General features: G+C 70.7%; 23 protein-coding genes. 16 read left to right on the plus strand and 7 right to left on the minus strand.

Annotation, left to right across the window (positions count from 1 at the left end):
• Window positions 1–6: 6 nt before the first annotated feature.
• The gene (locus AC1PZ7_RS05455) at window positions 7–534 is read left to right on the plus strand and encodes an SRPBCC family protein (RefSeq protein ID WP_482358492.1); all 528 of its coding nucleotides are present in this window, start codon (window positions 7–9) and stop codon (window positions 532–534) included.
• Window positions 531–1529, plus strand: coding sequence for a YncE family protein (locus AC1PZ7_RS05460; RefSeq protein WP_482358493.1), 999 nt, complete (start codon window positions 531–533; stop codon window positions 1527–1529). The genes AC1PZ7_RS05455 and AC1PZ7_RS05460 overlap by 4 nt, the downstream gene beginning before the upstream one ends.
• Window positions 1530–1552: 23 nt before the next feature.
• Here the strand turns inward: AC1PZ7_RS05460 and AC1PZ7_RS05465 are convergent, their stop codons facing one another.
• On the minus strand, window positions 1553–2869 hold the full coding sequence (locus AC1PZ7_RS05465; RefSeq protein ID WP_482358494.1) for a UDP-glucose dehydrogenase family protein: 1317 nt from the start codon (window positions 2867–2869) through the stop codon (window positions 1553–1555).
• Between the two features lie 475 nt (window positions 2870–3344).
• Between AC1PZ7_RS05465 and AC1PZ7_RS05470 the strand changes: the two genes are divergently transcribed.
• From AC1PZ7_RS05470 to AC1PZ7_RS05505, 8 genes are all read left to right on the plus strand, one after another.
• A complete protein-coding gene (locus tag AC1PZ7_RS05470; protein WP_482358495.1) occupies window positions 3345–4418 on the plus strand; it encodes an ABC transporter substrate-binding protein in 1074 nt (357 codons plus the stop codon).
• Between the two features lie 65 nt (window positions 4419–4483).
• Window positions 4484–5644, plus strand: a complete 1161-nt coding sequence (locus tag AC1PZ7_RS05475; RefSeq protein ID WP_482358496.1) for a YncE family protein — start codon at window positions 4484–4486, stop codon at window positions 5642–5644.
• 29 nt (window positions 5645–5673) lie between these two features.
• On the plus strand, window positions 5674–6906 hold the full coding sequence (locus AC1PZ7_RS05480) for an isochorismate synthase (protein WP_482358497.1): 1233 nt from the start codon (window positions 5674–5676) through the stop codon (window positions 6904–6906).
• Window positions 6903–8525: a (2,3-dihydroxybenzoyl)adenylate synthase gene (locus AC1PZ7_RS05485; RefSeq protein WP_482358498.1), complete on the plus strand. Its 1623-nt coding sequence runs from the start codon at window positions 6903–6905 to the stop codon at window positions 8523–8525. The genes AC1PZ7_RS05480 and AC1PZ7_RS05485 overlap by 4 nt, the downstream gene beginning before the upstream one ends.
• Before the next feature lie 8 nt (window positions 8526–8533).
• Window positions 8534–9175, plus strand: coding sequence for an isochorismatase family protein (locus AC1PZ7_RS05490; RefSeq protein ID WP_482359573.1), 642 nt, complete (start codon window positions 8534–8536; stop codon window positions 9173–9175).
• Entirely contained in the window at window positions 9175–9462 is a 288-nt protein-coding gene (locus AC1PZ7_RS05495; RefSeq protein ID WP_482358499.1) for a phosphopantetheine-binding protein, read from the plus strand. The genes AC1PZ7_RS05490 and AC1PZ7_RS05495 overlap by 1 nt, the downstream gene beginning before the upstream one ends.
• Before the next feature lie 4 nt (window positions 9463–9466).
• On the plus strand, window positions 9467–13402 hold the full coding sequence (locus tag AC1PZ7_RS05500; protein ID WP_482358500.1) for an amino acid adenylation domain-containing protein: 3936 nt from the start codon (window positions 9467–9469) through the stop codon (window positions 13400–13402).
• Entirely contained in the window at window positions 13384–14160 is a 777-nt protein-coding gene (locus AC1PZ7_RS05505) for a 2,3-dihydro-2,3-dihydroxybenzoate dehydrogenase (protein ID WP_482358501.1), read from the plus strand. The genes AC1PZ7_RS05500 and AC1PZ7_RS05505 overlap by 19 nt, the downstream gene beginning before the upstream one ends.
• A gap of 190 nt (window positions 14161–14350) precedes the next feature.
• Here AC1PZ7_RS05505 and AC1PZ7_RS05510 read toward each other — a convergent pair whose 3' ends face one another.
• Complete coding sequence (locus AC1PZ7_RS05510) at window positions 14351–15133, minus strand: ABC transporter ATP-binding protein (RefSeq protein WP_482358502.1); 783 nt, start codon at window positions 15131–15133, stop codon at window positions 14351–14353.
• Entirely contained in the window at window positions 15133–16212 is a 1080-nt protein-coding gene (locus AC1PZ7_RS05515; RefSeq protein ID WP_482358503.1) for a FecCD family ABC transporter permease, read from the minus strand. Before AC1PZ7_RS05515 ends, AC1PZ7_RS05510 begins: the two co-directional genes overlap by 1 nt.
• A 176-nt stretch (window positions 16213–16388) precedes the next feature.
• Between AC1PZ7_RS05515 and AC1PZ7_RS05520 the strand changes: the two genes are divergently transcribed.
• The gene (locus AC1PZ7_RS05520; RefSeq protein WP_482358504.1) at window positions 16389–17216 is read left to right on the plus strand and encodes an alpha/beta hydrolase; all 828 of its coding nucleotides are present in this window, start codon (window positions 16389–16391) and stop codon (window positions 17214–17216) included.
• 134 nt (window positions 17217–17350) lie between these two features.
• Window positions 17351–17887 carry a disulfide bond formation protein B gene (locus AC1PZ7_RS05525; RefSeq protein ID WP_482358505.1) on the plus strand — a complete coding sequence of 179 codons (537 nt, stop codon included), beginning with the start codon at window positions 17351–17353 and terminating at the stop codon, window positions 17885–17887.
• A 15-nt stretch (window positions 17888–17902) separates the two neighbouring features.
• Here the strand turns inward: AC1PZ7_RS05525 and AC1PZ7_RS05530 are convergent, their stop codons facing one another.
• From AC1PZ7_RS05530 to AC1PZ7_RS05545, 4 genes are all read right to left on the minus strand, one after another.
• Window positions 17903–18460, minus strand: coding sequence for an HNH endonuclease (locus AC1PZ7_RS05530; RefSeq protein ID WP_482358506.1), 558 nt, complete (start codon window positions 18458–18460; stop codon window positions 17903–17905).
• A 152-nt stretch (window positions 18461–18612) separates the two neighbouring features.
• A complete protein-coding gene (locus AC1PZ7_RS05535) occupies window positions 18613–19272 on the minus strand; it encodes an alpha/beta hydrolase (RefSeq protein WP_482358507.1) in 660 nt (219 codons plus the stop codon).
• A complete protein-coding gene (locus AC1PZ7_RS05540) occupies window positions 19272–21215 on the minus strand; it encodes a peptidoglycan DD-metalloendopeptidase family protein (RefSeq protein WP_482358508.1) in 1944 nt (647 codons plus the stop codon). Before AC1PZ7_RS05540 ends, AC1PZ7_RS05535 begins: the two co-directional genes overlap by 1 nt.
• 290 nt (window positions 21216–21505) lie before the next feature.
• Window positions 21506–22849: a CE1 family esterase gene (locus AC1PZ7_RS05545; RefSeq protein WP_482358509.1), complete on the minus strand. Its 1344-nt coding sequence runs from the start codon at window positions 22847–22849 to the stop codon at window positions 21506–21508.
• Window positions 22850–23160: 311 nt separating this feature from the next.
• On the opposite strand from AC1PZ7_RS05545, the gene sdhC reads away from it, so the two are divergent.
• From sdhC to AC1PZ7_RS05565, 4 genes are read left to right on the plus strand one after another with little or no spacing between them, the layout of a single operon-like run.
• Window positions 23161–23553, plus strand: a complete 393-nt coding sequence (gene sdhC / locus AC1PZ7_RS05550) for a succinate dehydrogenase, cytochrome b556 subunit (protein ID WP_482358510.1) — start codon at window positions 23161–23163, stop codon at window positions 23551–23553.
• Window positions 23554–23556: 3 nt separating this feature from the next.
• On the plus strand, window positions 23557–23955 hold the full coding sequence (sdhD, locus tag AC1PZ7_RS05555; RefSeq protein ID WP_482358511.1) for a succinate dehydrogenase, hydrophobic membrane anchor protein: 399 nt from the start codon (window positions 23557–23559) through the stop codon (window positions 23953–23955).
• A 7-nt stretch (window positions 23956–23962) separates the two neighbouring features.
• Window positions 23963–25792 (plus strand): succinate dehydrogenase flavoprotein subunit, encoded by a 1830-nt coding sequence (gene sdhA, locus AC1PZ7_RS05560; protein WP_482358512.1) that lies wholly within the window; start codon window positions 23963–23965, stop codon window positions 25790–25792.
• A 21-nt stretch (window positions 25793–25813) separates the two neighbouring features.
• A complete protein-coding gene (locus AC1PZ7_RS05565) occupies window positions 25814–26596 on the plus strand; it encodes a succinate dehydrogenase iron-sulfur subunit (RefSeq protein WP_482358513.1) in 783 nt (260 codons plus the stop codon).
• The last annotated feature ends 7 nt before the right edge of the window (window positions 26597–26603 follow it).

Below are 26603 nucleotides of genomic sequence, written 5' to 3' on the forward strand. Positions count from 1 at the left end.
AAGACGATGCTTCAAAGACTTGCGCTTGCGTTCGGCCTGCTGCTGCTTGGCCCGGCTCTGGCCTTCGCGCACGGTCCGACGCCGCAGCGCGCCGACGAAACCCTCGTCATCGCCGCGCCGCCGGAGGTGGTGTGGGAGCTGGTTTCAAAGTTCGGCGACATCGGCACCTGGCACCCGCTGGTGAAGAACGTCACCGCCACCGGCGGCGAGGCGGCCGGCGCCGAGCGCGTGCTCACGCTCGACAAGGGCGAGGTCACCGAGGGGCTGGACGAGGTCGATGCCGGCGCCAAGCGCATCTCCTACCGCCTGCTGAAGGAGAATGCGGAGGCGATTCCGGTCAGCTTCTACACCGAGACCATCGAGGTGAAGCCGGCCGCCGGCGGCAGCGAGGTCGCCTGGAGCGCACGCTTCTACCGGGCCGACACCACCAACGAGCCGCCGGAGGATCGCAACGACGCCGCCGCCGTCGCGGCGATGACCGATTTCATCAAGCAGGGCCTCGAAGGGCTGAAGGCCAAGGCGAACGGCAAGTGACGCGGCTGCGCCTGCGCTGCGCGCTCGTCGCCCTGGCGCTCGTCGTCCTGGCGCTGGCGTCCGGGCTGGCCTGCGCGCTGGCGGCGCTGGCCGGCGGGGCGCCGCCCACCGTCGCGGTGGTGTCGCAGCAGGGAGCCAAGGTCACGCTGGTCGATGTCGCGGCGGGCAACGTGGTGGCGGAGATCGCGCTGCCGCGCGTGCCGGCCGGCGTCGCGGCGAGCGCCGACGGGCGCACGCTGTTCGTGACGCATCCGGATCTCGGCCTCGTCACCCGGGTCGATGTCGCGACGCGGCGCGCCGTCGGCAGCGTTCCGGTCGGCCAGGAACCCTTCGGCATCGCCGTCGTGGCGGAGGGGCGGACGCTGCTGGTCAGCGACTGGAGTGCCAATGCGCTGATCCGCCTCGACGCGGCGACCGGCCGGGAGACCGGGCGGGCCTCGCTCGGCCGCTCGCCCGCCGGGCTCGTGGTCGACCACAAGGCCGGCCGCGCCTATGTCGCCGACCGCGAGAGCAACCAGGTGAGCGTGGTCGACATCGCCGCGATGCGCCGGGTCGCGACGGTTCCCGTGGGCCGCGCGCCGTTCGCGCTCGCCCTCGCGCCGGACGGCAGCGAACTCTACGTCGCCAACGTCCAGAGCAACGATCTTTCCATCGTTGAGACGGCCGGCGCGCGCGAGGTGGCGCGGGTCCGCGTCGGGTTGATGCCCTATGGCGTGGCGGTGACGGCCGATGGCGCCCGCCTCGCGGTGACCAACCAGCAGAGCGGCAAGGTCGCGCTGCTCGACCGCGCCACGCGGGCGGTCGTCGGCGAGATGAAGGTGGGGGATTACCCCGAGGGCGCGGTGATCACGCCCGGCGGGGTGCTCGTGGTGGCCAATTGGGCGGACGATGCGCTGTGCATCGCCGAGCTGAGTGCCGCTCCGGCCTGCGACCGCCGCGTGCCGGTGGCGGCGGGGCCGCGCATGATGGTGATGCTTCCCGCCGCGGCGGAGTAGCCCACCGCCGGCATGGGAAGGCTTCAGTCCTCGGCGCCGCGGCCGATGCCGACATATTTGAAGCCGCGCCCGACGAGGTCGCCCGAGGGATAGATGTTGCGCAGGTCCACCACGATGGGCTGGCGCAGCAGCGTCTTCAGCCGGTCGAGGTCGAGCGCGCGGAAGGCGTCCCATTCGGTGACGATGACGAGGCAGTCCGCGCCCTCGGCGCACTCATAGGGGCTCTCGGCATAGGTGACCTCGGTGGGCAGCACCTTCTTCGCCTCGTTCATGCCGACGGGATCGTAGGCCCGCACGCGCACGCCGCGGTCGAGGAGCGACTGGACGATGTTGATCGCCGGGCTGTCGCGCATGTCGTCGGTGTTCGGCTTGAAGGTGAGGCCGAGCACCGCCACCGTGGCGCCGCGCGGGGGGATGCCGATGGCGTCGAGCACGCGGCGGCCCATCGCCGCCTTGCGGCTCTCATTGACGGTGGTGACGGTCTCGATCAGCCGCAGCGGGCTGCCGGCCTCCTGCGCGGTGCGCATGAGGGCGAGGGTGTCCTTGGGGAAGCAGGAGCCGCCATAGCCCGGCCCGGCATGGAGGAATTTCGAGCCGATGCGGCGGTCGAGGCCGATGCCGCGCGCCACTTCCTGCACGTTGCCGCCGACCTTCTCGCACAGATCGGCCATCTCGTTGATGAAGGTGATCTTCATGGCGAGGAAGGCGTTGCTGGCATATTTGATCAGCTCGGCGGTGTTGCGCTCGGTGAATAGGAGCGGCGCCGCGTTGAGCGAGAGCGGACGGTAGAGCGCCGTCATCACGTCGCGGGCGCGCGGGTCGCTGGTGCCGATGACGATGCGGTCCGGCCGCTTGAAATCTTCGATCGCCGCGCCCTCGCGCAGGAATTCCGGGTTGGAGACGACGGCGATGTCGGCCTCGGGCGCCTCGACGCGGATGATGTGCTCGAGGTCGGCGCCGGTGCCGACCGGCACGGTCGACTTGGTGACGACCACGGTGAAGCCGTTCGCCGCGCGGGCGATCTCGCGCGCCGCCGCGTGGACATAGGAGAGGTCGGCATGGCCGTCGCCGCGCCGCGAGGGCGTGCCGACGGCGATGAACACCACTTCCGCCTCGCGCACCGCCTCGGCCAGCTCGGTGGTGAACTGCAGCCGGCCGTCGGCGGCGTTGCGGCGCACGAGGTCATCGAGGCCCGGTTCGAAGATCGGTATCTCGCCGGCCTTGAGACGCTCGATCTTCGAGGCGTCCTTGTCGACGCAGACGACTTCGTGGCCGAAGTCCGAGAAGCAGGTGCCGGAGACCAGGCCGACATAGCCCGTACCGATCATCGCAACGCGCATGGAGTGCTCTCAGTCTGATTCCCGGCGGCGAGGTGGGTGAGGAGCCGCCGCCCGTGGGCCTTGCTTCCCCGTTTATCCAATCGTCCGCCCGAATTCGAGAGGGAAACGCGAAAACGCCGGTGCACCGGCGCGCTCGTCCGAAGCTGGCGGGGCGCGTGGACATGCTTGCCAGAAATCTGCGTCGGTTTGGCGACGCGGCATTTCGGCGGGGTCAGCGGCGGGGATTCGGGAAGTTGATGACGTCAGGCGAAGACATTGCACGTTACGGAAAGTAGAATGCGACAGTTACGTCAATTAAATCTACATTAGACTAATTAAAAATAAGCAATTACAAATTGTTTAGTTGACATTGCGTGCTCTCCGGAGGGATTAGGCGGCGACAAAAGCACTTCTCGTCCGGTGTCTTCCGTTCATGCCTCGTGATTCCCGCCCATCTTCTGCCCTTTGGCCGGCTCTAAGTCGCGGGTTGCTGCTGGTGCTGGGCCTGGCTTTTCTCGGCCTACCGCGTCCGGCCGCCGCCGAGATCGCGCTCCGGGACGTGACCGGGCGCGCGGTGACGCTCGCGGCGCCGGCGCACCGGCTGCTGATCGACGACGGGCGCTTTCTCATCGCGCTGGCGCTGATCCATCCCGACCCGGTGAGCGTGCTCGCCGCCTGGCCGCGCGACATCAACCGCATCGGCACGCGCACCTACGAGGCCTACAGGGCGAAGTTCCCCACCATCGAGACCCTCGCCAAGGTGGCGAGCTCGGCCGGCGCGCTGTCGGTCGAGCAGGTGGTGGCGGCGCGGCCGGACCTTGCCGTATTCTCGCTCGGCGCGCAGCCCTCGCCGGAGGAGCGCGCCCGCATCGAGGCGGCCGGCATCCCGGTGGTGGTGATCGACTTCTTCACCCATCCGCTGACCAATCTGGAGCCGAGCCTCGCTCTGCTCGGCGCGGCGACCGGGCGGGCGGCGCAGGCGGCGGATTTCATCGCCTTCCGCCGTGCCCGCCTCGACGCGGTGCGGGCGAAGCTCGCGGGGCTGAAGCCGGACGAGCGTCCGCGCGTCTTCCTCGAACCGCATGCCGCGATGACGGCGGATTGCTGCAATTCCCCCGGGCGCGGCAATGTCGGCGACATCATCGAGGCGGTGGGCGGCACCAATATCGGCGCGGCGGTGATCCCGCGCGCCTTCGGCAAGCTCAACCTCGAATATGTCATCGCCCAGGACCCGCAGGTCTACATCGCCACCGGCGGCAGCCATATGGAAGGCACGGGCGGGCTGCTGATCGGGCCCGAATACAGCGCCGCGCAGGCGCGGCAGACGCTGGCCCGCGTCGTCGCCCGGCCGGGCTTCGCCGGGCTGGCGGCGGTGCGCGCGCATCGCGTCCACGGCCTCTCGCACCAACTGCTCAATTCCCCGCTCGACCTCTTCACCGTCGAGATCCTGGCGAAGTGGATCCATCCCGAACGCTTCGCCGGGCTCGATGTCGACGCGACGGTGGCGCAGGTGAACGCGCGTTTCCTCGCCGTGCCGATCGAGGGGCCGAACTGGATCGATCTCGACTGATACGCGCCGCTCGCCGGGGGCGGCGCGCCTGCCAACCCGACCTGACCCATCCATGGAGAAACGTCATGCCGATCGACGCGACCTTTGCCCGGCCCCGCCTGCGGGCCTTCGCCCTCGCCACCGTCGCGGTGGTCGGCCTTGCCGGGACGGCGCTGGCCGACCCTGAATTCGTCAGATCGGTGAAGCCCGGCGCGGGCCTCTACGAGCTCGTCTTCAGCGCGCCGATGAACCGCGTCTATGTCGCGGCGGCCGGCACGCGCGGGGCGAACGAGACCTTCGTCTACGCGCTCGATCCAACCACGCTGGAAACCAGGGAGACCATCGCGCTCGGCGACGATCCGGTGTTCGGCCTCGGCATCAACAACACGACGAAGACGCTCTACGGCACCCAGACCCGCGACGGCTCGCTGGCGGTGATCGACCTCGCTAGCGGCAAGGTGGTCGCCAAGCTGACCAAGGGCGAGAAGGCGCATGTGCGGGAAGTCGCGGTGGATGAGGCCGCCAACCGCGCCTATGTGACCGTGCTCGGCACGCGCGACAAGCCGAGCGCGGTGTGGATCGTCGATGGCGCCAAGAAGGAGATCGTCGACAGCATCGACGACATTCCGGGCGGCATCGCCGGCATCTCGCTCGACGCGAAGAACAACCGGCTCTTCCTTTCGGCGCTGCAGGCCAACGAGGTCGTCGTGGTCGACCTCGCCACCAAGAAGGTGACCAACCGGTTCCCCTCGGGCGGCGAGGGGGCCATCAACCTCGCCTACGATGCCTCGGGCAATCAGGTCTTCGTCGCCCATCAAGGCTCGGGCGAGGTGGTCGCGCTCGATGCCAGGGACGGCAAGGTGATCAAGAAGATCCCGACCGGCGGCGGCGCGCTCGGCGTCGCGATCGATCCGCAGCGCAGCCTCCTCTACGTCACCAACCGGCAGGGCGGCTTCGTGTCGCTCGTCGACACCAAGACGCTGGAGCCGATCGCCAATGTCGTGACCGGCTCGATGCCGCAGACCGTCGCGGTCGATGCCGCCACGGGCAACGTCTATGTCTCGAACAAGCTGAAGACCGCCGGCCGTCCGCGCCCGCCGGCGCCGCCCGCCGCCGGCGCGGCCCCTGCGGCGCAGCCGGCTTCCGCTCCCGCCGGCGCGCCGCCGGCCGGCGGCGAGGGCCAGCGCCCGCGTCCCGTGCCGATGGTCGACCCCTATGGCGACACCGTCACGCTGATCAAGCCCTGAGCCCACCACGCCGGAGCCCGGACTGCCCGATGACGGTTCCCCACGGAGCGATGCGCATGCGCGATGGCGCGGAGAAGGCGGCCGCGAACGAGGCGGCCTTCGCTCCCGCCCTGCCGTTCGCGCTGGTGTCTAGCGAAGAGACCGTCGTCGGCCGCGGCTGCCTCGGCCTCGTCGGGGCGGGGCCGGCGCCGCTCGGCGAACGGGTCCGGGCGCTGCTTGCCGAGGAGGCCGCCGGCCCGCGCCTCGTCGTCGGGGCTCTCCCCTTCGACAGCGCCGCGCCGGCGCATCTCTACCGGCCGGCGGAGCTGTCGCGCAGTGCCGGGCGGTCGTGCTTCGCCGCCGCCTTCCCGCCGCCCGCGCTGGTGCGGCCGGAGGCCCCGGCGCCGCGCTGGCGGGTGACGGCGGAGCCGTCGCTCGCCGCCTACCGGGCGGCGGTGGCGCAGGCGCTGGCGCGGATGGAAGGGCATGAGGAAGGGCTGCGCAAGATCGTGCTCTCGCGCAGCTTGCGGCTTGTGGCCGACCGGGCGATCGACGCCAGCGCGTTGCTGCGGGCGCTGTCGGAGGATGAGAGCGTCACCGCCTTCTGCGTGCCGCTGGCGGCGGAGCGGGGCGCGCGGGCGCTGATCGGGGCGACGCCGGAGCTTCTGGTGGCGAAGCGCGGCGCGGCGATCACCTCGCGGCCGCTGGCCGGCTCGGCCCGCCGCTCGCGCGAAGCGGGCGCCGACCGCGCCGCCGCCGAGGGACTGCTCGCCTCGGACAAGGACCGGCGCGAGCATCGGGAAGTGGTCGTGGCGATCCTCGACCAGCTCGCGCCCTACTGCGCGGCGCTCACCGCGCCCGACGCGCCGCAGATCGCGGCGACCGCGAGCATGTGGCACCTCGGCACGCCGATTTCCGGCTGCCTGCGCGACGCGTCGATGTCGTCGCTCGATCTGGCCGGGCTGCTGCATCCCACGCCCGCCGTCTGTGGCACGCCGCGTGCCGCCGCCGCCCGTGGCATCGCGGAGCTGGAAGGCCATGAGCGCGGCTTCTATGCCGGCGCGGTCGGCTGGTGCGACGCTCTGGGCGACGGCGACTGGCACGTCGCCATTCGCTGCGCCGAGATCGTCGGTCGCGAGGCGCGGCTCTACGCCGGCGCCGGCATCGTGCCGGGCTCGGACCCGGCCGCCGAGGGCGAGGAAACCTCGGCCAAGTTCGCCGCCCTGCTGAGTGCCCTCGGCATTGACGAGGACGGCCGCGTCCTGCCGGAGGAACGAGTATGAAGCCGCTGTCGCAAGTCTGGCCGGCGGAGTTCGCCGCCCTCTACCGCGCCAGGGGCTACTGGCGCGGCGAGACGTTTTCGAGTTTCCTGCGCCAGCGCGCGGCCGAGATGCCCGACCACATCGCCGTGGTCGGCGGCGCGCATCGCTGGACGTTCGGCGAGCTGGAAGCGCGCGCCGAGCGTATCGCGCGCGGCCTGCTGGCGCTGGGTCTGGCGCCGGGCGACCGCGTCGTCGTGCAATTGCCCAACATTGCGGAATTCCTTTCCGTGGTGTTCGGCCTGTTCCGCGCCCGGCTGATCCCGGTCTATGCGCTGCCGGCGCATCGCCTCGTCGAGATCGTGCATTTCGCCCGCACCGCCGAGGCGCGCGGCTATATCGTCGCCGACCGGCATGACGGCTTCGACTATTGCGCGCTGGCGGAAGCCGTGCGCGGCGAGGTGCCGGATGTCGCGCATGTCGTGGTGGTGGGCGAGGGCGGGCCGTTCGTCGCCCTCGACGCGCTGCCGCAGAGCGAGGCGCCGCTGCCGGCGGATGCCGACCCCTCCGAGGTCGCCTTCCTGCAGATTTCCGGGGGATCGACGGGGCTCTCCAAGCTCATTCCGCGCACCCATGACGACTACATCTACTCGTTCCGCGCCAGCGCCGAGATCTGCGGCCTGACGCCGGAAAGCGTCTATCTCGCCGCGCTGCCGGTGGCGCATAATTTCCCGATGAGCTCGCCCGGCGTGTTCGGCGCGCTTTATGCCGGCGCGCGCGTGGTGCTCGCCCCCTCGCCGAGCCCGGAGGTGGCCTTCCCGCTGATCGCCCGCGAGGGCGTGACGATCACCGGGCTGGTGCCGCCGCTGGCTTTGCTCTGGCTGCAGGCGGCGGTAGGGAGCGCGCACGACCTCTCCTCGCTCGAGGTGCTGCAGGTCGGCGGCGCCAAGTTTCTCACCGAATCCGCGCGCCGGGTGAAGCCGGAGCTCGGCTGCACGCTGCAGCAGGTGTTCGGCATGGCCGAGGGGCTGGTGAACTATACGCGGCTCGACGACCCCGAGGAGATCATCGTCTCCACGCAGGGTCGCCCGATCAGCCCCGATGACGAGGTGCTGATCCTCGACGATGCGGGCCACCCGGTGCCGGAAGGCGAGGCCGGCAATCTGCTGACGCGCGGGCCCTACACGATCCGCGCCTATCACAATAATGACGGGGCCAATGCCCGCTCCTTCACGCCGGACGGCTTCTACCGCACCGGCGACGTGGTGAAGCGCACGCCGCAAGGCTACCTCGTCGTGCAGGGCCGCGCGGGCGACCACATCAACCGCGCCGGCGAGAAGATCTCGGCCGAGGAGATCGAGGACCATCTGCTCGGCCACCCGAGCGTGTTCGATGCCGCCGTCGTCTCGCTGCCCGACGATTTCCTCGGCGAGCGTTCCTGCGCCTTCGTCATCCCCCAGGGAGAAAGGCCGAAGGCGGCGGCGCTCAAGGCGTGGATGCGCACGCGCGGCCTTGCCGACTTCAAGGTGCCGGACCAGATCGTCTTCGTCGATGCCTTCGAGACCACGGCGGTGGGCAAGGTTTCGCGCAAGCAGCTGCGCGCCAGCCTGCGCCGGCGCTTCCTTGAAAAAGCGGGAGCCTGAGCGTGAGCATGACGGCCAAGGGCCTGCCGACGATTTCCCCCTATGGTCTTCCCCGCGCGGACGAACTGCCCGCGCCGCGCGCGCCGTGGACGCTTGAGCGGAACCGCGCGGCGCTGCTGATCCACGACATGCAGAACTATTTCCTGCGCGTCTTCACGCCCGATGCGTCGCCCCTCGCGCCGGTCATCGTCCATATCGCGGCGCTCGCCGCCGCCGCCCGCAAGGCCGGCGTGCCGGTGTTCTACACCGCGCAGGAGGGCGACCAGGACCGGCGCGACCGGGGGCTGCAGGCCGATCTGTGGGGGCCGGGCATGAGCGGGGCGCCCGAGCACCAGCCCATTGTCGAGGCGCTCACGCCGCAGGATGGCGACTTCATGCTGGTGAAGCACCGCTACAGCGCCTTCCAGCGCTCCAATCTGGAGACGCTGATGCGCGCGCGCGGGCGCGACCAGCTCGTCGTCTGCGGCGTCTATGCCCATATCGGCTGCACGCTGACCGCGGCGGACGCCTTCATGCGCGACATCGAGCCGTTCATGGCCGCCGACGCGGTGGCGGACTTCTCCCGCGCCCGGCACGACCTCGCTCTGTCCTATGTCGCCGATGTCTGCGGCGTGCCGCGCACCACCGCGCAAATCCTGGAGGTGCTGTGATGGCCATCGAGCCCGGCGACATCAAGCGCATCGTCACCCCCGCCGCGCCGGTGACGCGCGAGAGGATGCGCGCCGACATCGCCAGGATGCTGCACGAGGATCCCGAGGAGATCGCCGGCGGCGACAGCCTGATCGATCTCGGCCTCGATTCCATGCGGGCGATGAATCTCGTGCTGTTGTGGAGCGAGGGCGGGCTGGAACTCGAATTCTCCGAATTCGCCGAGAACCCGACGCTCGACGGCTGGTGGGCACTGGTCGACGCCCGGCAGCGCGCGCGGGGCAGCTGACATCATGAGCGACCAGCCCGGCGAGGGGCATCCGCCTGAGGCTTATCCGCTCGCGGCCACTCCGCTCACCGAGGCGCAGTCGGGGCTGTGGTACGCGCAGCGGCTCGACCCGGCCAATCCGCTGTTCAATACCGGCCAGTCTATCGACATGGCCGGCCCGCTCGACCGCGCCGCCTTCGAAGCCGCGCTGGCGCAGGCGGTGGCCGAGGCGGACGCGCTGTCATTGCGGATGGTCGATGCGGCGGGCGGCCCGGTGCAGTGCGTCGATCCGGCCAACCGGCCAGTGCTGGAGGTGATCGACCTCTCGCAGGCGGACGATCCGCTCGCGGCGGCGCGGGCCGACATCGCTCGCGACATGGCGACCCCGATCGACCCTACGCGCGACCCGCTCGCCGCCGAGCGGCTGTTCGTGCTGGGGCCGGAGCGGCATGTCTGGCAGCAGCGCATCCATCATCTCGCCATTGACGGCTATGGGATGATCCTGCTCACCCAGCGTGTGGCCGAGCTTTACAATGCCCGCCGGCGTGGCACCGAGCCCGGCGCGCCGCTGCCCGGCATCGCCGCCGCCTTCGCCGAGGACACGGCCTACCGCGCCTCCGACAGGCGGGAGAAGGACGGCGCTTATTGGCGCGAGCTCTTTGCCGACCGGCCCGACGTGGCGAGCCTCACCGCCGGCAATCCGGCGAGCGCGCCGCGCTTCCACCGCCGCGCGGCGGAGATCGACGCGGACGCCTTCGGCCGGCTGCGGGCCTTGGGCGAGCGCACCGGCATCCCGTGGCCGGATGTCGTGACCGCGCTGGTCGCCGCCTATGTCGGGCGTCACACCGGCACGCCCGAGGTCGTCGTCGGCGTGCCCTTCATGGCGCGGCTCGGCAGCGCGGCGGCGCGCGTGCCGTCCATGCTGATGAATGTGCTGCCGCTGCGGGTCGATGTGGCGGGGGAAGAGGGTCTTGATCACTATCTTGGTGCGGTCGCGAAAAGCCTCACCCGCGCTCGCCGGCATGGGCGCTATCGCTCGGAGCAGCTGCGCCGCGACCTCAAGCTGATTGGTGGCCAGCGCCGGCTGCACGGGCCGCTGATCAACCTGCTGCCCTTCGACGAGACGCCGCGATTCATGGGGCTGTCGAGCCGGCTCGAGGTGCTGTCGACCGGGCCGGTGGAGGACATCACCTTCACCTTCCGCCTGCACGGCGCCGACGGGCTTCGGCTGGAGGTCGACGCCAATCCGGACCTTTACGAGATCGCGGGCGTCGAGGCGCATGCCGCGCGGCTCAGGCATTTCATCGCGGCGGCGAGCGCCGCTGCGCGGCTCGACGACGTGCCGACCGCGACGCCCGAGGAGGCGCGCCGGCACATCGTCGAACTCAACGCCACCGACCACACGCTGCCCGACACGACGCTCGCGGCGCTGATCGAGGCGGCGATGGCGGCGACGCCGCACGCGCCGGCGCTGCGCTTTTCCGGCGAGACGATGGACTATTCGACGCTGGAGGCGCGCAGCCGGGCGCTGGCCGAGCAGCTTGTGGCGGCGGGAGAAGGCGGCCTCGTCGCGGTGGCGCTGCCGCGCTCCTTCGAACTGGTGGTGGCGCTGGTCGCCGTGCTGCGGGCCGGGCTCGCCTATCTGCCGCTCGACCTCTCGCAGCCTGACGGGCGCCTCGCCCGCATCCTTGCCTCGGCCGCGCCGCGCCTCGTGCTGGCGCGGGCGGAGGACGCCCACCGCTTCGCCGGCAAGGCGAAGGTGCTGGCGCCGGTCGACTGGGCGCGCGTGCCGTCGGGCCTCGCCCTGCCCGCGCCGCAGCCCGGTGACGCGGCCTATGTGATCTACACCTCCGGCTCGACGGGCGAGCCCAAGGGGGTGGTGATCGAGCACCGCGCCATCGTCAACCGGCTCGAATGGATGCGGGTGCATTACGGCTTCACGGCCGCCGACCGTATCCTGCAGAAGACGCCGGCGACCTTCGACGTCTCGGTGTGGGAGTTCTTCCTGCCGCTGATGGCGGGAGCCTGCCTCGTCGTCGCGCCGCCGGAGGCGCACCGTGACCCGGTGGCGCTGGCGGCGATCCTCCGCGCGGAGGCGATCAGCACGGCGCATTTCGTGCCCTCCATGCTCGCCGCCTTCCTCGCCGAGCCCGCCGCGAAAGGGCTGGCGCTCGCCCGCGTGTTCTGCTCGGGCGAGGAACTGCCGGCCGATCTGCGCGAGCGCTTCCACCGCACGCTGCGCGCCGAGCTGCACAATCTCTATGGGCCGACCGAGGCGGCGGTGGATGTGAGCTTCTGGCCCGCCGGCGCCGACGACCACACGCGCCCGGTGCCGATCGGCTTTCCCGTTTGGAACACCCGGCTCTATGTGCTGGACGAGCAGGGCCGGCCGCAGCCGCCCGACGTGCCGGGGCACCTTTTTCTCGGCGGCGTGCAGCTGGCGCGCGGCTATCTCGGCCGGCCGGACCTGACGGCCGAGCGCTTCCGGCCCGATCCGTTCCGTCCCGGCGAGCGGATCTATGCGACCGGCGACCTCGCGCTGTGGCGGCCGGACGGGGCGGTGGTGTTTCTCGGCCGTTCCGACCATCAGGTGAAGATACGCGGCCTGCGCATCGAGCTCGGCGAGATCGAGGCGGCGGTGATGTCGTCCGGCGTCGTCCGGCAGGCGGGCATCGTCGCGCGCGAGGACCGCGGCGCGACGCGTATCGTCGCCTATGTCGTGCCCGAGCCGGGCGCGGACCTGGCCGGGCTGAGGTCGCATGTGGCGGCGCATGTGCCGGACTACATGGTGCCGGCCGCCTTCGTCGCACTCGACGCGCTGCCGGTCAACGCCAATGGCAAGCTCGACCGCAAGGGGCTGCCGGCGCCGGACTTCGCCGGCTCGGGAAGCCGTTTGCCGACAACGGCGAGCGAGAGGAGGCTCGCCGCGCTGTTCGCCGAGCAGCTGCGGCTCGACGCGCCGGTGGCGGCGCAGGACGATTTCTTCGCGCTCGGCGGGGATTCGCTCAGCGCCGTCGCGCTGCTGCTGCGGGTGCGCGAGGAATGGGGCCGCGACCCCGGCCTCGGCGCGCTGTTCGCCCAGCCGAGCGTCGAGGGCTTCGCCCGGCTGATCGACGCCGAGGAGCGGCAGGAGGATGCCGGGCTGGGGCCGCTGATCACGCTTGTCGAGGGCGATCCCGCCTTGCCGCCGCTCTTCGTCGTGCATCCGGCCGGCGGCATCGCCTGGTGCTATGGCCGGCTGGCGCGGACGCTTTCGCCGCGACGCACGGTCTACGGCGTGCAGGCGCCGGCGCTCGCCCCCGGCGTCGCGACGCCGGGCAGCCTGCAGGCGCTCGCCGCCGACTATGTGACGCGGATCCGGGCGGTGCGCCCGCACGGCCTCTACCATCTGCTCGGCTGGTCGGTCGGCGGCATCATCGCCCAGGCGATGGCGGTGCGGCTCGCCGATGTCGGCGAAAGGGTGGGCATGCTGGCGATGCTGGATTCCTACCCCGCCGACGTCTGGCGCGGCGAGCCCGACCCCGGCGAGGACGGCGCGCTGAAGGCGCTGATCGCCATCGCCGGCCACGACCCCGACCGGCTGCCGGCGCTGGCGCTGAACCGGGCTTCGGTACTGGCCTTCCTGCGCGCGACCGACAGCCCGCTGGGCCGGCTGCCCGACGCCGCGCTCGACGGCGTGGTGCGGGTGGTGGCCGGCAACAACCGGCTGGTGCGCGGGCATTTCCACCGCCGCCATGAGGGGGCCATCACCCATTTCCGCGCCGCGCTGGACCATCGGGACCGCGACCTCTCGCCCGACCAGTGGCGGCCCTATGCCGGGCGCGTCGAGGTGGTGGAGGTGCCGGCGTTGCACGCCCATCTCACCGGGCCGGAGGCGACGGCGGTCGTCGCTCCGGCGCTGGCGCGCGTGCTCGATGACATCGAAAAGAAGGAAGACACGGCATGCGCGACAGCGGTCTGAGCGGCAAGGTCGCCCTGGTGACGGGAGCCGCGGGCGGCATCGGCGCGGCGGTGGTGCGCCAGCTCCACGCCGAGGGCGTGCGCGTGGTGGCGAGCGATCGGGACGAGGCCGGCGTGAGCGGGCTCGCCGCCAAGCTGGGCGCCGGCGTCGAGGCGGCGCGTCTCGACGTGCGCTCCACCGCGGCGGTGGAAGCCCTTGTCGCGCGTGTCGAGCGCGAGGTGGGTCCGATCGACCTGCTCGCCCATGTGGCGGGCGTGCTCTCCGCCGAACCGGTGGCGAGCCTGTCCGACGCGGAGTGGGAGCGGGTGTTCGACATCAACGCCGCCGGGGTGTTCCGCGTCTCGCGTGCCGTCGCGCGGGGAATGCAGGCGCGCAGGCGCGGCGCCATCGTCACGGTGAGCTCGAACGCGGCGGGCATTCCGCGCCACGCCATGGCGGCCTATGCCGCCTCCAAGGCGGCGGCGACCATGTTCACCCGCTGCCTCGGGCTGGAACTGGCGCCGCACGGCATACGCTGCAACATCGTCGCCCCCGGCTCGACGCTGACGCCGATGCAGACCGGCATGTGGGCGGACGAGAACGGGGCTGCGCGGGTGATCGCCGGCTCGCCGGAGACCTTCAAGGCCGGCATTCCGCTCGCCAAGCTGGCGAGCCCCGACGACGTCGCCGACGCGGTGCTGTTCCTGCTCTCAGACCGTGCCGGCCATGTCACCATGGCCGATCTCTATGTCGATGGCGGCGCGACGCTGCGGGGGTGAGGCGGTAGAGGATTTCGCCGAAGAGTCGTGCGCTGGGTCCCGGATCGGCGCTGCGCTACGCGCCGCTAGTCCGGGAAGCCGTTTTCCTTCGTGTCCCGGACAAGTGACGCCGCAGGCGGAACGCAGATCCGGGACCCAGCGCCCGACTCTTTGGCAACTTCATCTAACCGGGGCCTGCTCCCGGCCAATCTTAAACCGCGCGATCCACGATCACCTGCAGGAAGCCGTGCGAGCAGTGCTCGACGCGCGCCTGCACCTTGTAGACGCGGGCGAGGGTTTCGGGCGTGATCGCCTCGCCCGGCGTGCCGTCGGCGGCGACGGCGCCCTTCTCCAGCACGACGATGCGCCGGGCATAGCGGGCGGCCTGGGCGATGTCGTGCAGCACGATGACGACGATGATGGAGCGCTCGCGCGCCAGCTCCTCCACCAGCTGCATCACCCGCATCTGGTGATGGATGTCGAGCGCGCTGGTCGGCTCGTCGAGCAGCAGCACGGAAGGCTCGCGCACGATCGACTGGGCGAGGCTGGCGAGCTGGCGCTGGCCGCCGGAGAGTTCGTCGAGGCCGCGCATGGCGAGATCGGAAATGCCGAGCCGGGCGAGGGCATCGAGGGCGCGCGCCCGCGCCTCGGCGGCGGAGATGGCGCCGTCGCGCGACGACATGAGCGCCGAGAGCGTCGCCTCGAACACGGTGAGCGCGACACGCTGCGGCAGGGCCTGCGGCATGTAGGTCACAAAGCGGGCATGGCCGGCGACGGAAAGACCGGTCAGATCCACATCGTCGAGGCGGATCGCGCCCCTGGCCGGCACGAGCCCGGCGAGCGCCCGCAGCAGCGTCGTCTTGCCCGCCGCATTGGGGCCGATGAGGGCGGTGACGCCGCCGCCCGCGATCGCCGGCAGGCTGAGATCCTCGATGATGCGGCGCCGGCCATAGCCGACCGAGAGCTGTGCGATCTGAAGCCGCGGCGCCTCCATCACAGCCGCTCCCGCCGCGAGAAGATGAGGGCGACGAAGAAGGGCACGCCGATCAGCGCCGTGACGATGCCGACCGGCAGCAGCGCGCCGGGCACCAGCGTCTTCGAGGCGACCGAGGCGAGCGACATGATAACGGCGCCGGCCAGCAGGGAGGCGGGCAGGAAGAAGCGATGGTCCTCGCCGACCAGCAGGCGGGCGATGTGCGGCGCCGCCAGCCCGATGAAGCCGATGGTGCCGACGAAGGCGACCGAGGTCGCCGCCAGCAGGCTGACCCGCAGCAGCGAGAAGAAGCGCAGCCGCGCCACCGAGATGCCGAAGGAGCGCGCCCGGTCCTCGCCGAGCCGCAGCGCCGTCATCCGCCACGCGGCCTTGAGCGAAAAGGGCACGACGACGAGCGTGACCAGGCCGAGCACGCCGAGCTTGCCCCAGGTCGCGCGCGAGAGGCTGCCCATGCTCCAGAAAACGAGCTGCTGCAGCGCCTCCTGGCTGGCGACATACTGCATCAGCGCCACCAGCGCGTTGAAGGTGAAGACCAGCGCGATGCCGAACAGCACCAGCGTCTCCACCCCGGTGCCGCGCAGATTGGCCATCGCCTGCAGCAGCAGCACGGAACCGAAGGCGAAGAGGAAGGCGAAGGCCGGCAGGTTCCAGTCGCCCGGCAGGAAGGGTAGGCTTGCCCCCAGCACCAGCGCCAGCGCCGCGCCAAAGGAGGCGGCGGAGGAGACGCCAAGGGTGAACGGGCTGGCCAGCGGGTTGTTGAGGATGGTCTGCATCTCCGCCCCGGCCAGCGCCAGCGCCGCGCCGACCAGCACCGCCATCAGCGCATAGGGCAGGCGCACCTCCCAGATGATGACGCGGGCGGGGGCGTCGAGCGCGGCGGGGGCGAGGATGCCGGAGACGACGTCGGCGAGCGGCAGGTTCGAGGGGCCGGTGGCGATGTCGAACAGCAGAGCCAGCAGCATCAGCGCGCCGAGCCCGGCGACGATGGCGACGCGCCGGCGCACCAGCCGCGCATAGGCCGCGAGGTCCGCCGCGTGGGTGTCGGTTCGGGCATCGGTGCGGGCGGGGGGCGTGCTCATCGGGTCTCCGGCGGCCGTTCGGCGGCACTCGGACGGTTCTGCATGAGCGGTGCAGGAGGGTCAAGTTCCTGTTGGGTCAGGGAAATTTCTGGAATGGTTCCATTCTGGGCCGGCGCGCTTGCGTGAACCGCGCCTTGCGCTAGAGCATGGGCCTCCCTTCACCGCGACATCCGCCGATGAACCCCGTCACGCTGCCCGACGCCGAATGGTTCGACCTCGCCCCGCCGGGCGGCGGCCGGCCGTGGCGCATCTTCCTGTCGCGACCGCCGGGCGAGGCGCCGGCGGCGGGCTTTCCTTCCGTCTTCATGCTCGACGCCGATGCCGGCTTCGCCAGCTTCGCCGAGGTGATGCGGCGCGGCGCGGCGCGGCCGCAGGCGACCGGCATCGCGCCGACGCTCATCGTCGGCATCGGTTATGGCGCGGGCGAGGACCACCGGGCGCGGCGGCGCTTCGACTATACCGCCGGACCGGGCGCGGAAGGCGCGGGGCGGAGCGATGAGGCGACCGGCGGGCGCGACGCCTTCCTCGCCTTCATCGAGGGCACGCTCAAGCCGCGCCTTGCCCGCGAGCTGCCGGTCGACGCGCGCCGGCAGGCGCTGTTCGGCCATTCGCTGGCCGGCTGGTTCGTGCTCGACGTGATGGCGCGCGCCAGCGGCGCGTTCCGCTCCTATGTCGCGGTCAGCCCCTCGATCTGGTGGGACGAGGCGCGGCTGCTGGAGGGGCTGGCGCTTCCGCGCGCCGCGGCGCCGCGGCTCGCCATCATGGTCGGCGAATGGGAACAGGCGCTGTCGCCCTGGCAGGCGGCGCGGCCGGAGGCGGGCGAGATGGCGGCGCGCCGGACGCGCCGGGCGATGGTCGACCGCGCGCGGGCCTTCGCCGGGCGCGCGGCGCGCGAGCTGGGGCCTGACGCCGAGGTGCGCTTCGAGCTGATGGCCGGCGAGGACCACGCCTCGATCCTGCCGGCGGCGATGGCGCGGGGGCTGCGTTTCGCGCTGGCGGAGTAGGGCGCGCGATCGGAGGGCGATCCGGGGGCGATCCGCCGCCGATGGCCGACAAGTGAGCCGCTGGCCGACAAGTGACTTGCGCCGCCGCAGCTGGCGGCTAGTTGTAGCGTGAACCTACCAGACCGGGGCTCCAGATGACCGCCACTTCGCCCGCCGCGCGCCGCGCGCCGCCTTCCTCGCCCGCCCTGCGCAACCGGCAGGTCACGGCGGCGCTGATCGTCGCCGTCATCGGCGCCGGGACGCTGGCGGGCGCGTGGTACTTCCAGCTCGTCGTCGGCCTCGCCCCGTGCCCGCTCTGCCTGGAGCAGCGCATTCCCTATTATGTCGGCGTGCCGGTCGCGCTGATCGCCGCGCTCTGCGCCGTCGTCGGCAAGGCGGGACTGGCGCGGGTGGCGCTCGGCCTGTCCGGCATGCTGATGGCGCTCGCCACCTTCCTCGCGGTCTATCATGCGGGCGTGGAATGGGGCTTCTGGGTCGGGCCGGAGACCTGCTCCGGCGCCGGGCCGGCGCTGGGCGGCGGCAATCTTCTCGGCCAGTTGCAGAGCGCGCGGGTGGTGCGCTGCGACGAGGCGCCGTGGCGGCTGCTCGGCCTGTCGCTCGCCGGCTACAACGCCTTCATCGCGGCGTCCCTCCTGGTGGTCGCCATGTGGGGCGCCATGGCGAAGGATTGACGCCCGGCACGACGCTCACGGATCCAGCTCGGTGTCCCAGTAGAGATAGTCGACCCAGCTGTCGTGCAGGTAGTTCGGCGGGAAATGCCGGCCGTTCTGGTGCAGGTCGAACACCGTCGGCTGGAACGGCTTCTGGCGCGGCAGCATGTGGGCGGTTTCCGGCATCAGGCTGCCCTTGCGCAGATTGCAGGGCGAGCAGGCGGCAACCACGTTCTCCCACGTCGTCTGCCCGCCGCGCGAGCGCGGGATGACGTGGTCGAAGGTCAGCTCCTCGCGGGAGTCGCAGTACTGACAGGTGAAGCGGTCGCGCAGGAACACGTTGAAGCGGGTGAAGGCCGGCTGGCGCGACGGGCGGATGAAGGTCTTGAGCGAGACCACGCTCGGCAGGCGCATCTGGAACGTGGCGCTGGAGACCTGCCGTTCGTAATATTCGACGATGTTCACCCGGTCGAGGAACACCGCCTTGATCGCGTCCTGCCACGACCAGACCGACAACGGGTAATAGCTCAACGGCCGGTAATCGGCGTTGAGCACGAGGGCAGGCCAGGCACCCGGAGACAAAGTCGCCGTCAACGCTCGCTCCCTATCAGGAGCGTCAGCACGGTGTCGAGTCGGCGCCGCGTGACGCACGGCGATACTCTATATGTAGCGTGTCAATCTTGTGAAGCGCCTGCATGCATTCAGCCGTGGCGCGGCATGGAGGCCACACCCGGATCGCGGCGCCGTCAGGCGAGCACCTCGGAGAGGAAATTTCCGGCGAGGGCCAGGCCGGTCTGGTCGATGCCGTGGGCGAGGCCGTTGGACAGATGGGCACGCACCTCGACGCCGCGCGCCTGCAGGCTTTCCACCGCGCGCGGCAGCGCTACCGGCGGGATCACCTGGTCGAGGTCGCCATGGATCAGCAGCACCGGCGGGCGGGCGGTGATGGAAGCGTCGAACTCTGCCATGGCGCGCTCGGGCGGCAGCACGTGGAGGCCGGAGAAGCCGACGATGCCGGCGGGCGCCACCTTGCGGCGCAGCCCGGTGTGCAGCGCCATCATCGTGCCCTGGCTGAAGCCGACCAGCGCGAGGCGCGAGCCGGGCAGGCCGAGGCTCTCCAGTTCGGCGTCGAGAAAGGCGTCGAGCGCGCCATGGGCGCTCTGCACGCCGCTCCAGCGTTCGCGGTCGTCGCGCTCGACATAGCCGAACCATTGCCGGCCGACCGGCGCGATGGCCAGCGGCTCGGGCGCATGCGGCGAGACGAAGGCGGTGTCGGGCAGCAGCGGCGCCCAGTAGGTGCCGAGGTCGATGAGGTCGCGCCCGTCCGCGCCATAGCCGTGCAGCAGCACGACCAGCGAGGTCGCTGGCCGGCCGGAGCGCGGTTTCAGGCGCGGCCCGTCGAGCATCAGTTGGTGCCGCCGTCGCGGGCGCCGGCGCCGGAGGCGATCTTGGCCGCCGGGCCGTGGCTGAGCAGTGCGTCGATGTTCTCGCGCTCGTCCTCGTAGCTGGCGAGGATGCGGCCGTCGAGCGCGCGCCCGCGCGGCAGGCGGATGCGCATCGGGTCGACGAAGCGGCCGTTCACCAGCACCTCATAGTGCAGATGCGCGCCGGTGGAGAGGCCGGTCGAGCCGATATAGCCGATGAGCTGGCCCTGGCGCACGCGCATGCCCTCGCGGATGCCCTTGGCGAAGCCGGACTGGTGCGAATAGGTCGTCACATAGCCGTTGGAGTGCTGGATCTCGATGCGGCGGCCATAGCCGGAGGTCCAGGCGGCCTTCTTGATGACGCCGTTGCCGGCGGCATAGATCGGCGTGCCGGTGCGGTCGGCCCAGTCGACGCCGGAGTGCAGGCGGCTGTAGCCGAGGATGGGATGGCGGCGCATGCCGAAGCCGGAGCGCAGCTGGCCACCGGAAATGGGCTTGCGCACGAGGAACTTCTTCGCGCTCTTGCCGGCTTCGTCATAGAAGTCGATCAGGCCGTCATCAGGGGTCTGGTAGCGGTAGTAGCGCCGCTCCTCGCCGCCGACCACGAGGCCGGCGAACAGTACGCCGCCGGCGCCGCCCGCCTCGTCGGGCTCGTAGACCACCTCGAAGGAATCACCCGCGCGCACCCGGCGCTGGAAGTCCACGTCGAAGGAATAGACCCGGATCATGCTCTCGATGACGGGACGCGGCACCTCGTGGCGCAGGGCGGTTTCCCAGATGCTGTCATAGAGCGTGATGCCGCGCCCGCCGCCTTCCTCGTCGCCCTCGTCCGGCGCGATGTCGGCGACCTGCATGTCGGCGGTCTCCTGCACGGGCAGGAACTTGCCGATGTCGGACAGCGCCACCGTTCCCTGATGGCCGCTCTCGCCGAATACCGCGATGCGCAGCGGCGTCACGCCGCCGGCGCCGTTGTCGAGCAGCACCTTGAGGCGCAGCCCCGGTGCCAGCGGCCCCTGCAGCTCGCGCGTGTCGAAGGCGGCGGCAGCGCCGCGCGCGGAGACCTCGGACACGCCCATGTCGGTGAGGATCGAGGCGACGGTGTCGCCGGACTTGGCGACGACGGTGCGCTCGGACCAGTCATTGCCGCCGGAGGCGTCGTCGGCCGACTTGTCGATCGAGCTGACATTCTCCGGCTGCTGAAGCGCGTTCACGGGGTCGGCGGCGCCCGAGGGCGCATAGGCCATCAGGCCGAGGCCGGGGAGGGCGGGCGCGCGGCTGTCGGCGGTCGGCTGGCTGAACTCGGCGGTCTCGCGCACCTTCATCAGCACATCCTCCATCGGCAGCTCGGCCGCGAAGCGCGTGCTCGGCGGCAGGCGGACGATGTCGCGCAGGACGATGGTGAGGTCGCCGGTCGGCTCGGCCTGCACGGAATCGGCGTTTTCCGCATCCGAGGATTCGGCGATCAGCTTGGCCGGGTTGAAGCGCGGCACGTCGACCGAGGCGGAGGTGATGGACTGGGCGAGGTTGGTGGCGACCTTGGTGACGGCGCGCACCTTGATCACCTCGCGGTCGCCGTCCTTCGCCGTCGTGGACAGGCGAAGCGTCTGCTTGGCGCTGAAGCTCTCGGAGAGGATCGACATGCGGTCGCCCTTGCGGGCGACGTTGGAGGGGCGCTCGCCGGCGGCCAGCGCCCCGCGCAGCGCCGAGCGCACGGTTTCCGGCGTCTGGGCGAAACGGTACTCGCCGTCGAGCGCGGCATAGACAGCGCCACCCATCAGGGCGGCGCCGCAGATGCCGGTCAGCAGCGTGGCCATGAGCCAGCGGATCGAGATGCGGCGGCGATTGATCGGCTCCTCGGCGTCGCCGTCGACGCCGAGCGGAGGCTCGTCGCCGAGATCGAACGCCGCGAGGTGGGAGCGCCTCACGCCAGATGGTCCGCGCCTGGTCTCCAACAAGCTTCCCCGCGTCCCCCACGTCCCGCCGCTCGGTCGTCGACCGGCCACGGGCACCTTGTTCGACTTGGCGTCCGCCGGGGCGGGCGCAATGACTCCGGAGGTTCTGAATTACCCTCGAAGCGGTTGGGCCGGGACGATGCCGTCGCCGGCCGCAGCCGTCAACCCGCCGGGCCGACGAATCGGACCGCCGCCGGCAGGTGGGATGATGTAAAGCCGGGGCTCACGGCAAAAGGATGGCGGTGCGGCCCCGATGCACCGGTTTACCGCGCGCTTGCGGCGCGCTGCCGCAGCGGCGAGGGCGGCGGGAGCGGCACGACGGCGGTGGCGGCGGTCATGGACACCGCCAGCGTGTCGGCCGGGACGAAATACGGCGCCAGCGGCATGGTCGCACCGGCGACGATCGGCCGGTGCAGGGCCGGCGTGGCGGGCGGGATCGCCGCCGGAATGGCGGCGGCCTGCGCCTCGTGCGCGGGGACGGTGAGGCTGCCGCTGGCGTTGCTCGCGGCGCCGGGCGCCTGCGGATGGCCCGGCGCGGGCACGATGCCCTGCCAGGCGGTGGCCAGCGAGTCCACCGTGTTCGGGATCGGCGGCCGGGCGGGCGGCAGCGGCACCGCCGCCAAGGCGAGCGCGGTGGTGGGCGCATCGGCCGACACGATCTGCGGTTCCGGCGGGGTCGCGCCGCCGCCGAAGCGTTCGAAGAAGGCCCAGATCTCCTGCGGCGCGTCGAGCCCGCTGCGGCGCGGGCCGAGCAGCACGGAGGCCAGCGCGTCGACGGCGCCGGTCGATTGCGAAGGCGGCTGGTGCCCGCCGGCGATCTCGTAATAGGCGACGGCGCCGCCCGGCGCGCATTTGTTCCAGCGCGTGATGCGGGCATGCGGGGCGCTGGTCTGCTCGGGCGCCGAGCAGCCGTCGAGCCGGGCGAACAGCGCCGCGGTGGCGTTGGCCGACATCAGCCGCGCCCCCGGCGTCGGGCGGCCGAACATCGGCACGATGGGATCGTAGGTGCCGTTCATCAGCAGGATCGGCACGGGCTTGGCCGGCCGGCACGTCTCCGAATAGCCCACCGGCACCGTCATCATCATGGTGGCGAAGGCGGCGAATCGGTCGGCGTAGCGGCAGGCCACGAAGGCGGTGAGGAAGCCGCCATTGGAGAAGCCCATGAGATAGGCGCGCGACGGGTCGGCGATGCCGTCGGCGGCGAGCTTGTCGAGCAGGTCGACGACGAAGCGGCCGTCGTCGCGCTTCTGCAGCAGCGGGATGAAGCCGGCGATGGAGCTGCGCCCGTCGTTCCACAACAGGTTCAGGCCCTTGGGATAGGCGACGACGAAGCCCTCGCGGTCGGCCACGGCGTCGAGATCGAGATAGCGCTGCATCATGCCGGCCGGCTGCAGCGCGCCGTGCAGGGCGATCACCAGCGGCTTGGGACCGGCCGGGGCGCCCCGCGGCATGTGCAGGATGTATTCCCGCTTGATGCCGCCGGAGACGACGGTGCGCAGCGTGTCGGCGGCCTGCGCCGAGGCGGCGGGCGCGACGAGCGTGGTCATCCCCAGCAGGGCCGCCAGGAACAATGCGCCGATCAGGCAGCTGGGTTTCGCGAAATGCATGAGCGACGCAACCTCGAACGCGGCGGGTTTCGCTGAAACCCGTACTGACAGCCGATTTCCGTCAATTAAATGGCGAAGATGGTTAACACCCCGTCATCGCCCGATTCCGCGCCGCTCGCCGGCCCTGCCGGAATACCGGCGACAGGGGGGTACGCGGGGGCCCAGCGTTGCGCTAGGGTGGGGTTGCTGCGACGCAACCGGGAAAATGGGCGCCGCGGGAGGAACGATAGACAACGCCTTTGGAATGATTGCGAACTGCAATCGTTTCCGCTACGCACACTACACATTCCTGAGTGATCTGGGACACCGACATGGCAGGAGCGGCCGAGCGGCCCCTTTCCCCGCATCTACAAATCTACCGTCCGATGCTCACGATGATGATGTCCATCGTGCACCGCATCACCGGCGTGGCGTTGTATTTCGGCACGTTGTTGCTCGTGGTCTGGCTGATCGCCGCCGCGAGTTCCGCCGACGCCTTCGACCGCGTGAACGGTCTCTATGGCAGCTGGATCGGCCTGATCGTGCTGGTCGGCTACAGCTGGGCGCTGATTCACCACGCGATCGGCGGCGTCCGCCACTTCGTCTGGGACACCGGCGCGGGCTTCGGCCCGGAATGGCGCGAACGGCTCGCCAAGGCGACGATCGGCGGTTCGATCGGCCTGACCGTGCTGCTCTGGATCGTCATCTGGCTGGTGAAGGGCTGAACCATGAGCACCTCTCCGGGTTCCTCCATGCGCACCCCGCGCCGGCGCGTCGCCGGCCTCGGCTCGGCGCGCTCCGGCACCGGCCATTTCTGGCTGCAGCGGGTGACCGCGCTTGCCAATCTCATCCTGATCCTCATCGCCCTGCCGATCGTCATCTGCGTGGCGGGCCAGGGGCACGCGGCGACCGTCGCGACGCTCGGCCACCCGCTGGTCGCCGTCGTGCTGCTGCTGCTGCTGTTCTCGGTGACCTTCCACATGCGGATCGGCATGCAGGTGGTGATCGAGGACTACGTTCACAGCGAGGGGATGAAGGTGCTCGCGCTGATCGCCAACACCTTCTTCACCATCGCGGTTGGCGGCGCCGGGGCGTTCGCCATCCTCAAGATCAGTTTCGGAGGCTGAGGAACCGATGGCCGAGACCATCTCCGGCAACGGCGCATCGGTGAACGGCGCCGCCTATCCGATCACCGACCACACCTATGACGTCGTCGTCGTCGGCGCCGGCGGCGCAGGCCTGCGCGCCGTGGTCGGCTGCTCCGAGGCAGGGCTGCGCACCGCCTGCGTGACCAAGGTGTTTCCCACCCGCTCGCACACGGTCGCGGCGCAGGGCGGCATCGCCGCCGCGCTCGGCAACATGAGCAAGGACGACTGGCGCTTCCACATGTACGACACCGTCAAGGGGTCGGACTGGCTGGGCGACCAGGACGCCATCGAATATCTCGTGCGTCATGCGCCGGCCGCCGTCTACGAGCTGGAGCACTGGGGCGTGCCGTTCTCGCGCACCGAGCAAGGCAAGATCTACCAGCGCCCGTTCGGCGGCATGACCACCGACTACGGCAAGGGCACTGCGCAGCGCACCTGCGCCGCCGCCGACCGCACCGGCCACGCCATCCTGCACACGCTCTACGGCGCCGCGCTGAAGCACTCGGCCGAGTTCTTCATCGAGTATTTCGCGCTCGACCTGATCATGGACGATGACGGGCGCTGCCGCGGCCTCATCGCGCTGAAGATGGACGACGGCACGCTGCACCGCTTCCGCGCGCAGACGGTGATCCTCGCCACCGGCGGCTATGGAAGGGCCTATTTCTCCGCCACCTCCGCCCATACCTGCACGGGCGACGGCAACGCCATGGTGCTGCGCGCCGGCCTGCCGCTGCAGGACATGGAGTTCGTGCAGTTCCACCCGACCGGCATCTACGGCTCGGGCTGCCTGATCACCGAGGGCGCGCGCGGCGAGGGCGGCTACCTCACCAATGCCGAGGGCGAGCGCTTCATGGAGCGCTACGCGCCTTCCGCCAAGGACCTCGCCTCGCGCGACGTCGTCTCGCGCTCCATGACCATGGAGATTCGCGAGGGGCGGGGCGTCGGCAAGAACAAGGACCACATCTATCTGCACCTCGACCATCTCGACCCGGCGATCCTGCACGAGCGCCTGCCCGGCATCTCGGAGAGCGCGCGCATCTTCGCCGGCGTCGACCTGACCAAGGAGCCGATCCCGGTGCTGCCGACCGTGCACTACAACATGGGCGGCATCCCGACGAACTTCCACGGCGAGGTGGTGACCAAGAAGGACGGCAACCCCGACCATGTGGTGCCCGGCCTGATGGCGGTGGGCGAATGCGCCTGCGTGTCGATCCACGGCGCCAACCGCCTCGGCTCGAACTCGCTGACCGACCTCGTGGTGTTCGGCCGCGCGGCGGCGCTGCGTTGCGCCGATCTGCTGACCCCGAGCGGCGCGCAGCCGGAGCTGCCGGCGAACTCCGCCGATCTCGCGCTGGCGCGCCTCGACGGCTTCCGCAACGCCGATGGCGGCACGCCGACCGCCGAGCTGCGCCTGTCCATGCAGAAGGTGATGCAGAACAACTGCGCCGTCTACCGCACCGGCGAGGTGCTGGAGGAAGGCCGCAAGCTGATCGCCGACGTGTTCGCCGGCACCAGCGACATCGAGGTGACGGACCGTTCGCTGATCTGGAACTCCGATCTCATCGAGACGCTGGAATATGACAACCTGATCGCGCTGGCGACGGTGACGATGGAGAGCGCGGCGGCCCGCACCGAGAGCCGCGGCGCGCATGCGCGGGAGGATTTTCCCGAGCGCGACGACGCCAATTGGATGAAGCACACGCTGGCTTTCGTGGATTTCGAGACGCAGACCGTGCGCCTCGACGAGCGCCCGGTGCACACCTACACGCTGTCGAACGACATCCAGTACATCGAACCGCGCAAGCGGGTTTATTGAGCCGGGGAACGATCGCGCGCCATGGTCCAGCTCACGCTTCCGAAGAACTCGCAGCTCGTTGAGGGCAAGGTGTGGCCCAAGCCCACCGGCGCCAACCGGCTGACGGAGTACAAGATCTACCGCTGGAACCCGGATGACGGGAGGAATCCGAGCGTCGACACCTATTATGTCGACCGCGACGATTGCGGGCCGATGGTGCTCGACGGGCTGATCTGGATCAAGAACAAGGTCGACCCGACGCTGACCTTCCGCCGTTCCTGCCGCGAGGGCATCTGCGGCTCCTGCGCGATGAACATCGACGGCACCAACACGCTCGCCTGCCTGAAGAGCATGGACGAGGTGGATGCCAAGGCGGTGAAGATCTACCCGCTGCCGCATATGCCTGTCGTCAAGGACCTGGTGCCGGACCTTACCCAGTTCTACGCCCAGCACGCCTCGGTGGAGCCCTGGCTGCATACCGAGACGCCGGCGCCGGAGAAGGAATGGCGGCAGGCGCGCGGCGACCGCGAGAAGCTCGACGGGCTGTATGAGTGCATCCTGTGCGCCTGCTGCTCGACCTCCTGCCCGAGCTACTGGTGGAACGGCGACCGCTATCTCGGCCCGGCGGCGCTGCTGCAGGCCTATCGCTGGCTGATCGACAGCCGCGACGAGGCCACCGGCGACCGGCTCGACGATCTGGAAGACCCGTTCCGGCTCTATCGCTGCCACACCATCATGAACTGCGCCAAGGCCTGCCCGAAGGGGCTCAATCCGGCCAAGGCGATCGCCGAGATCAAGAAGATGATGGTGGCGCGCCAGTTCTGACGCGCTA

Source organism: Ancylobacter sp. TW_SC_1 (assembly GCF_056836805.1).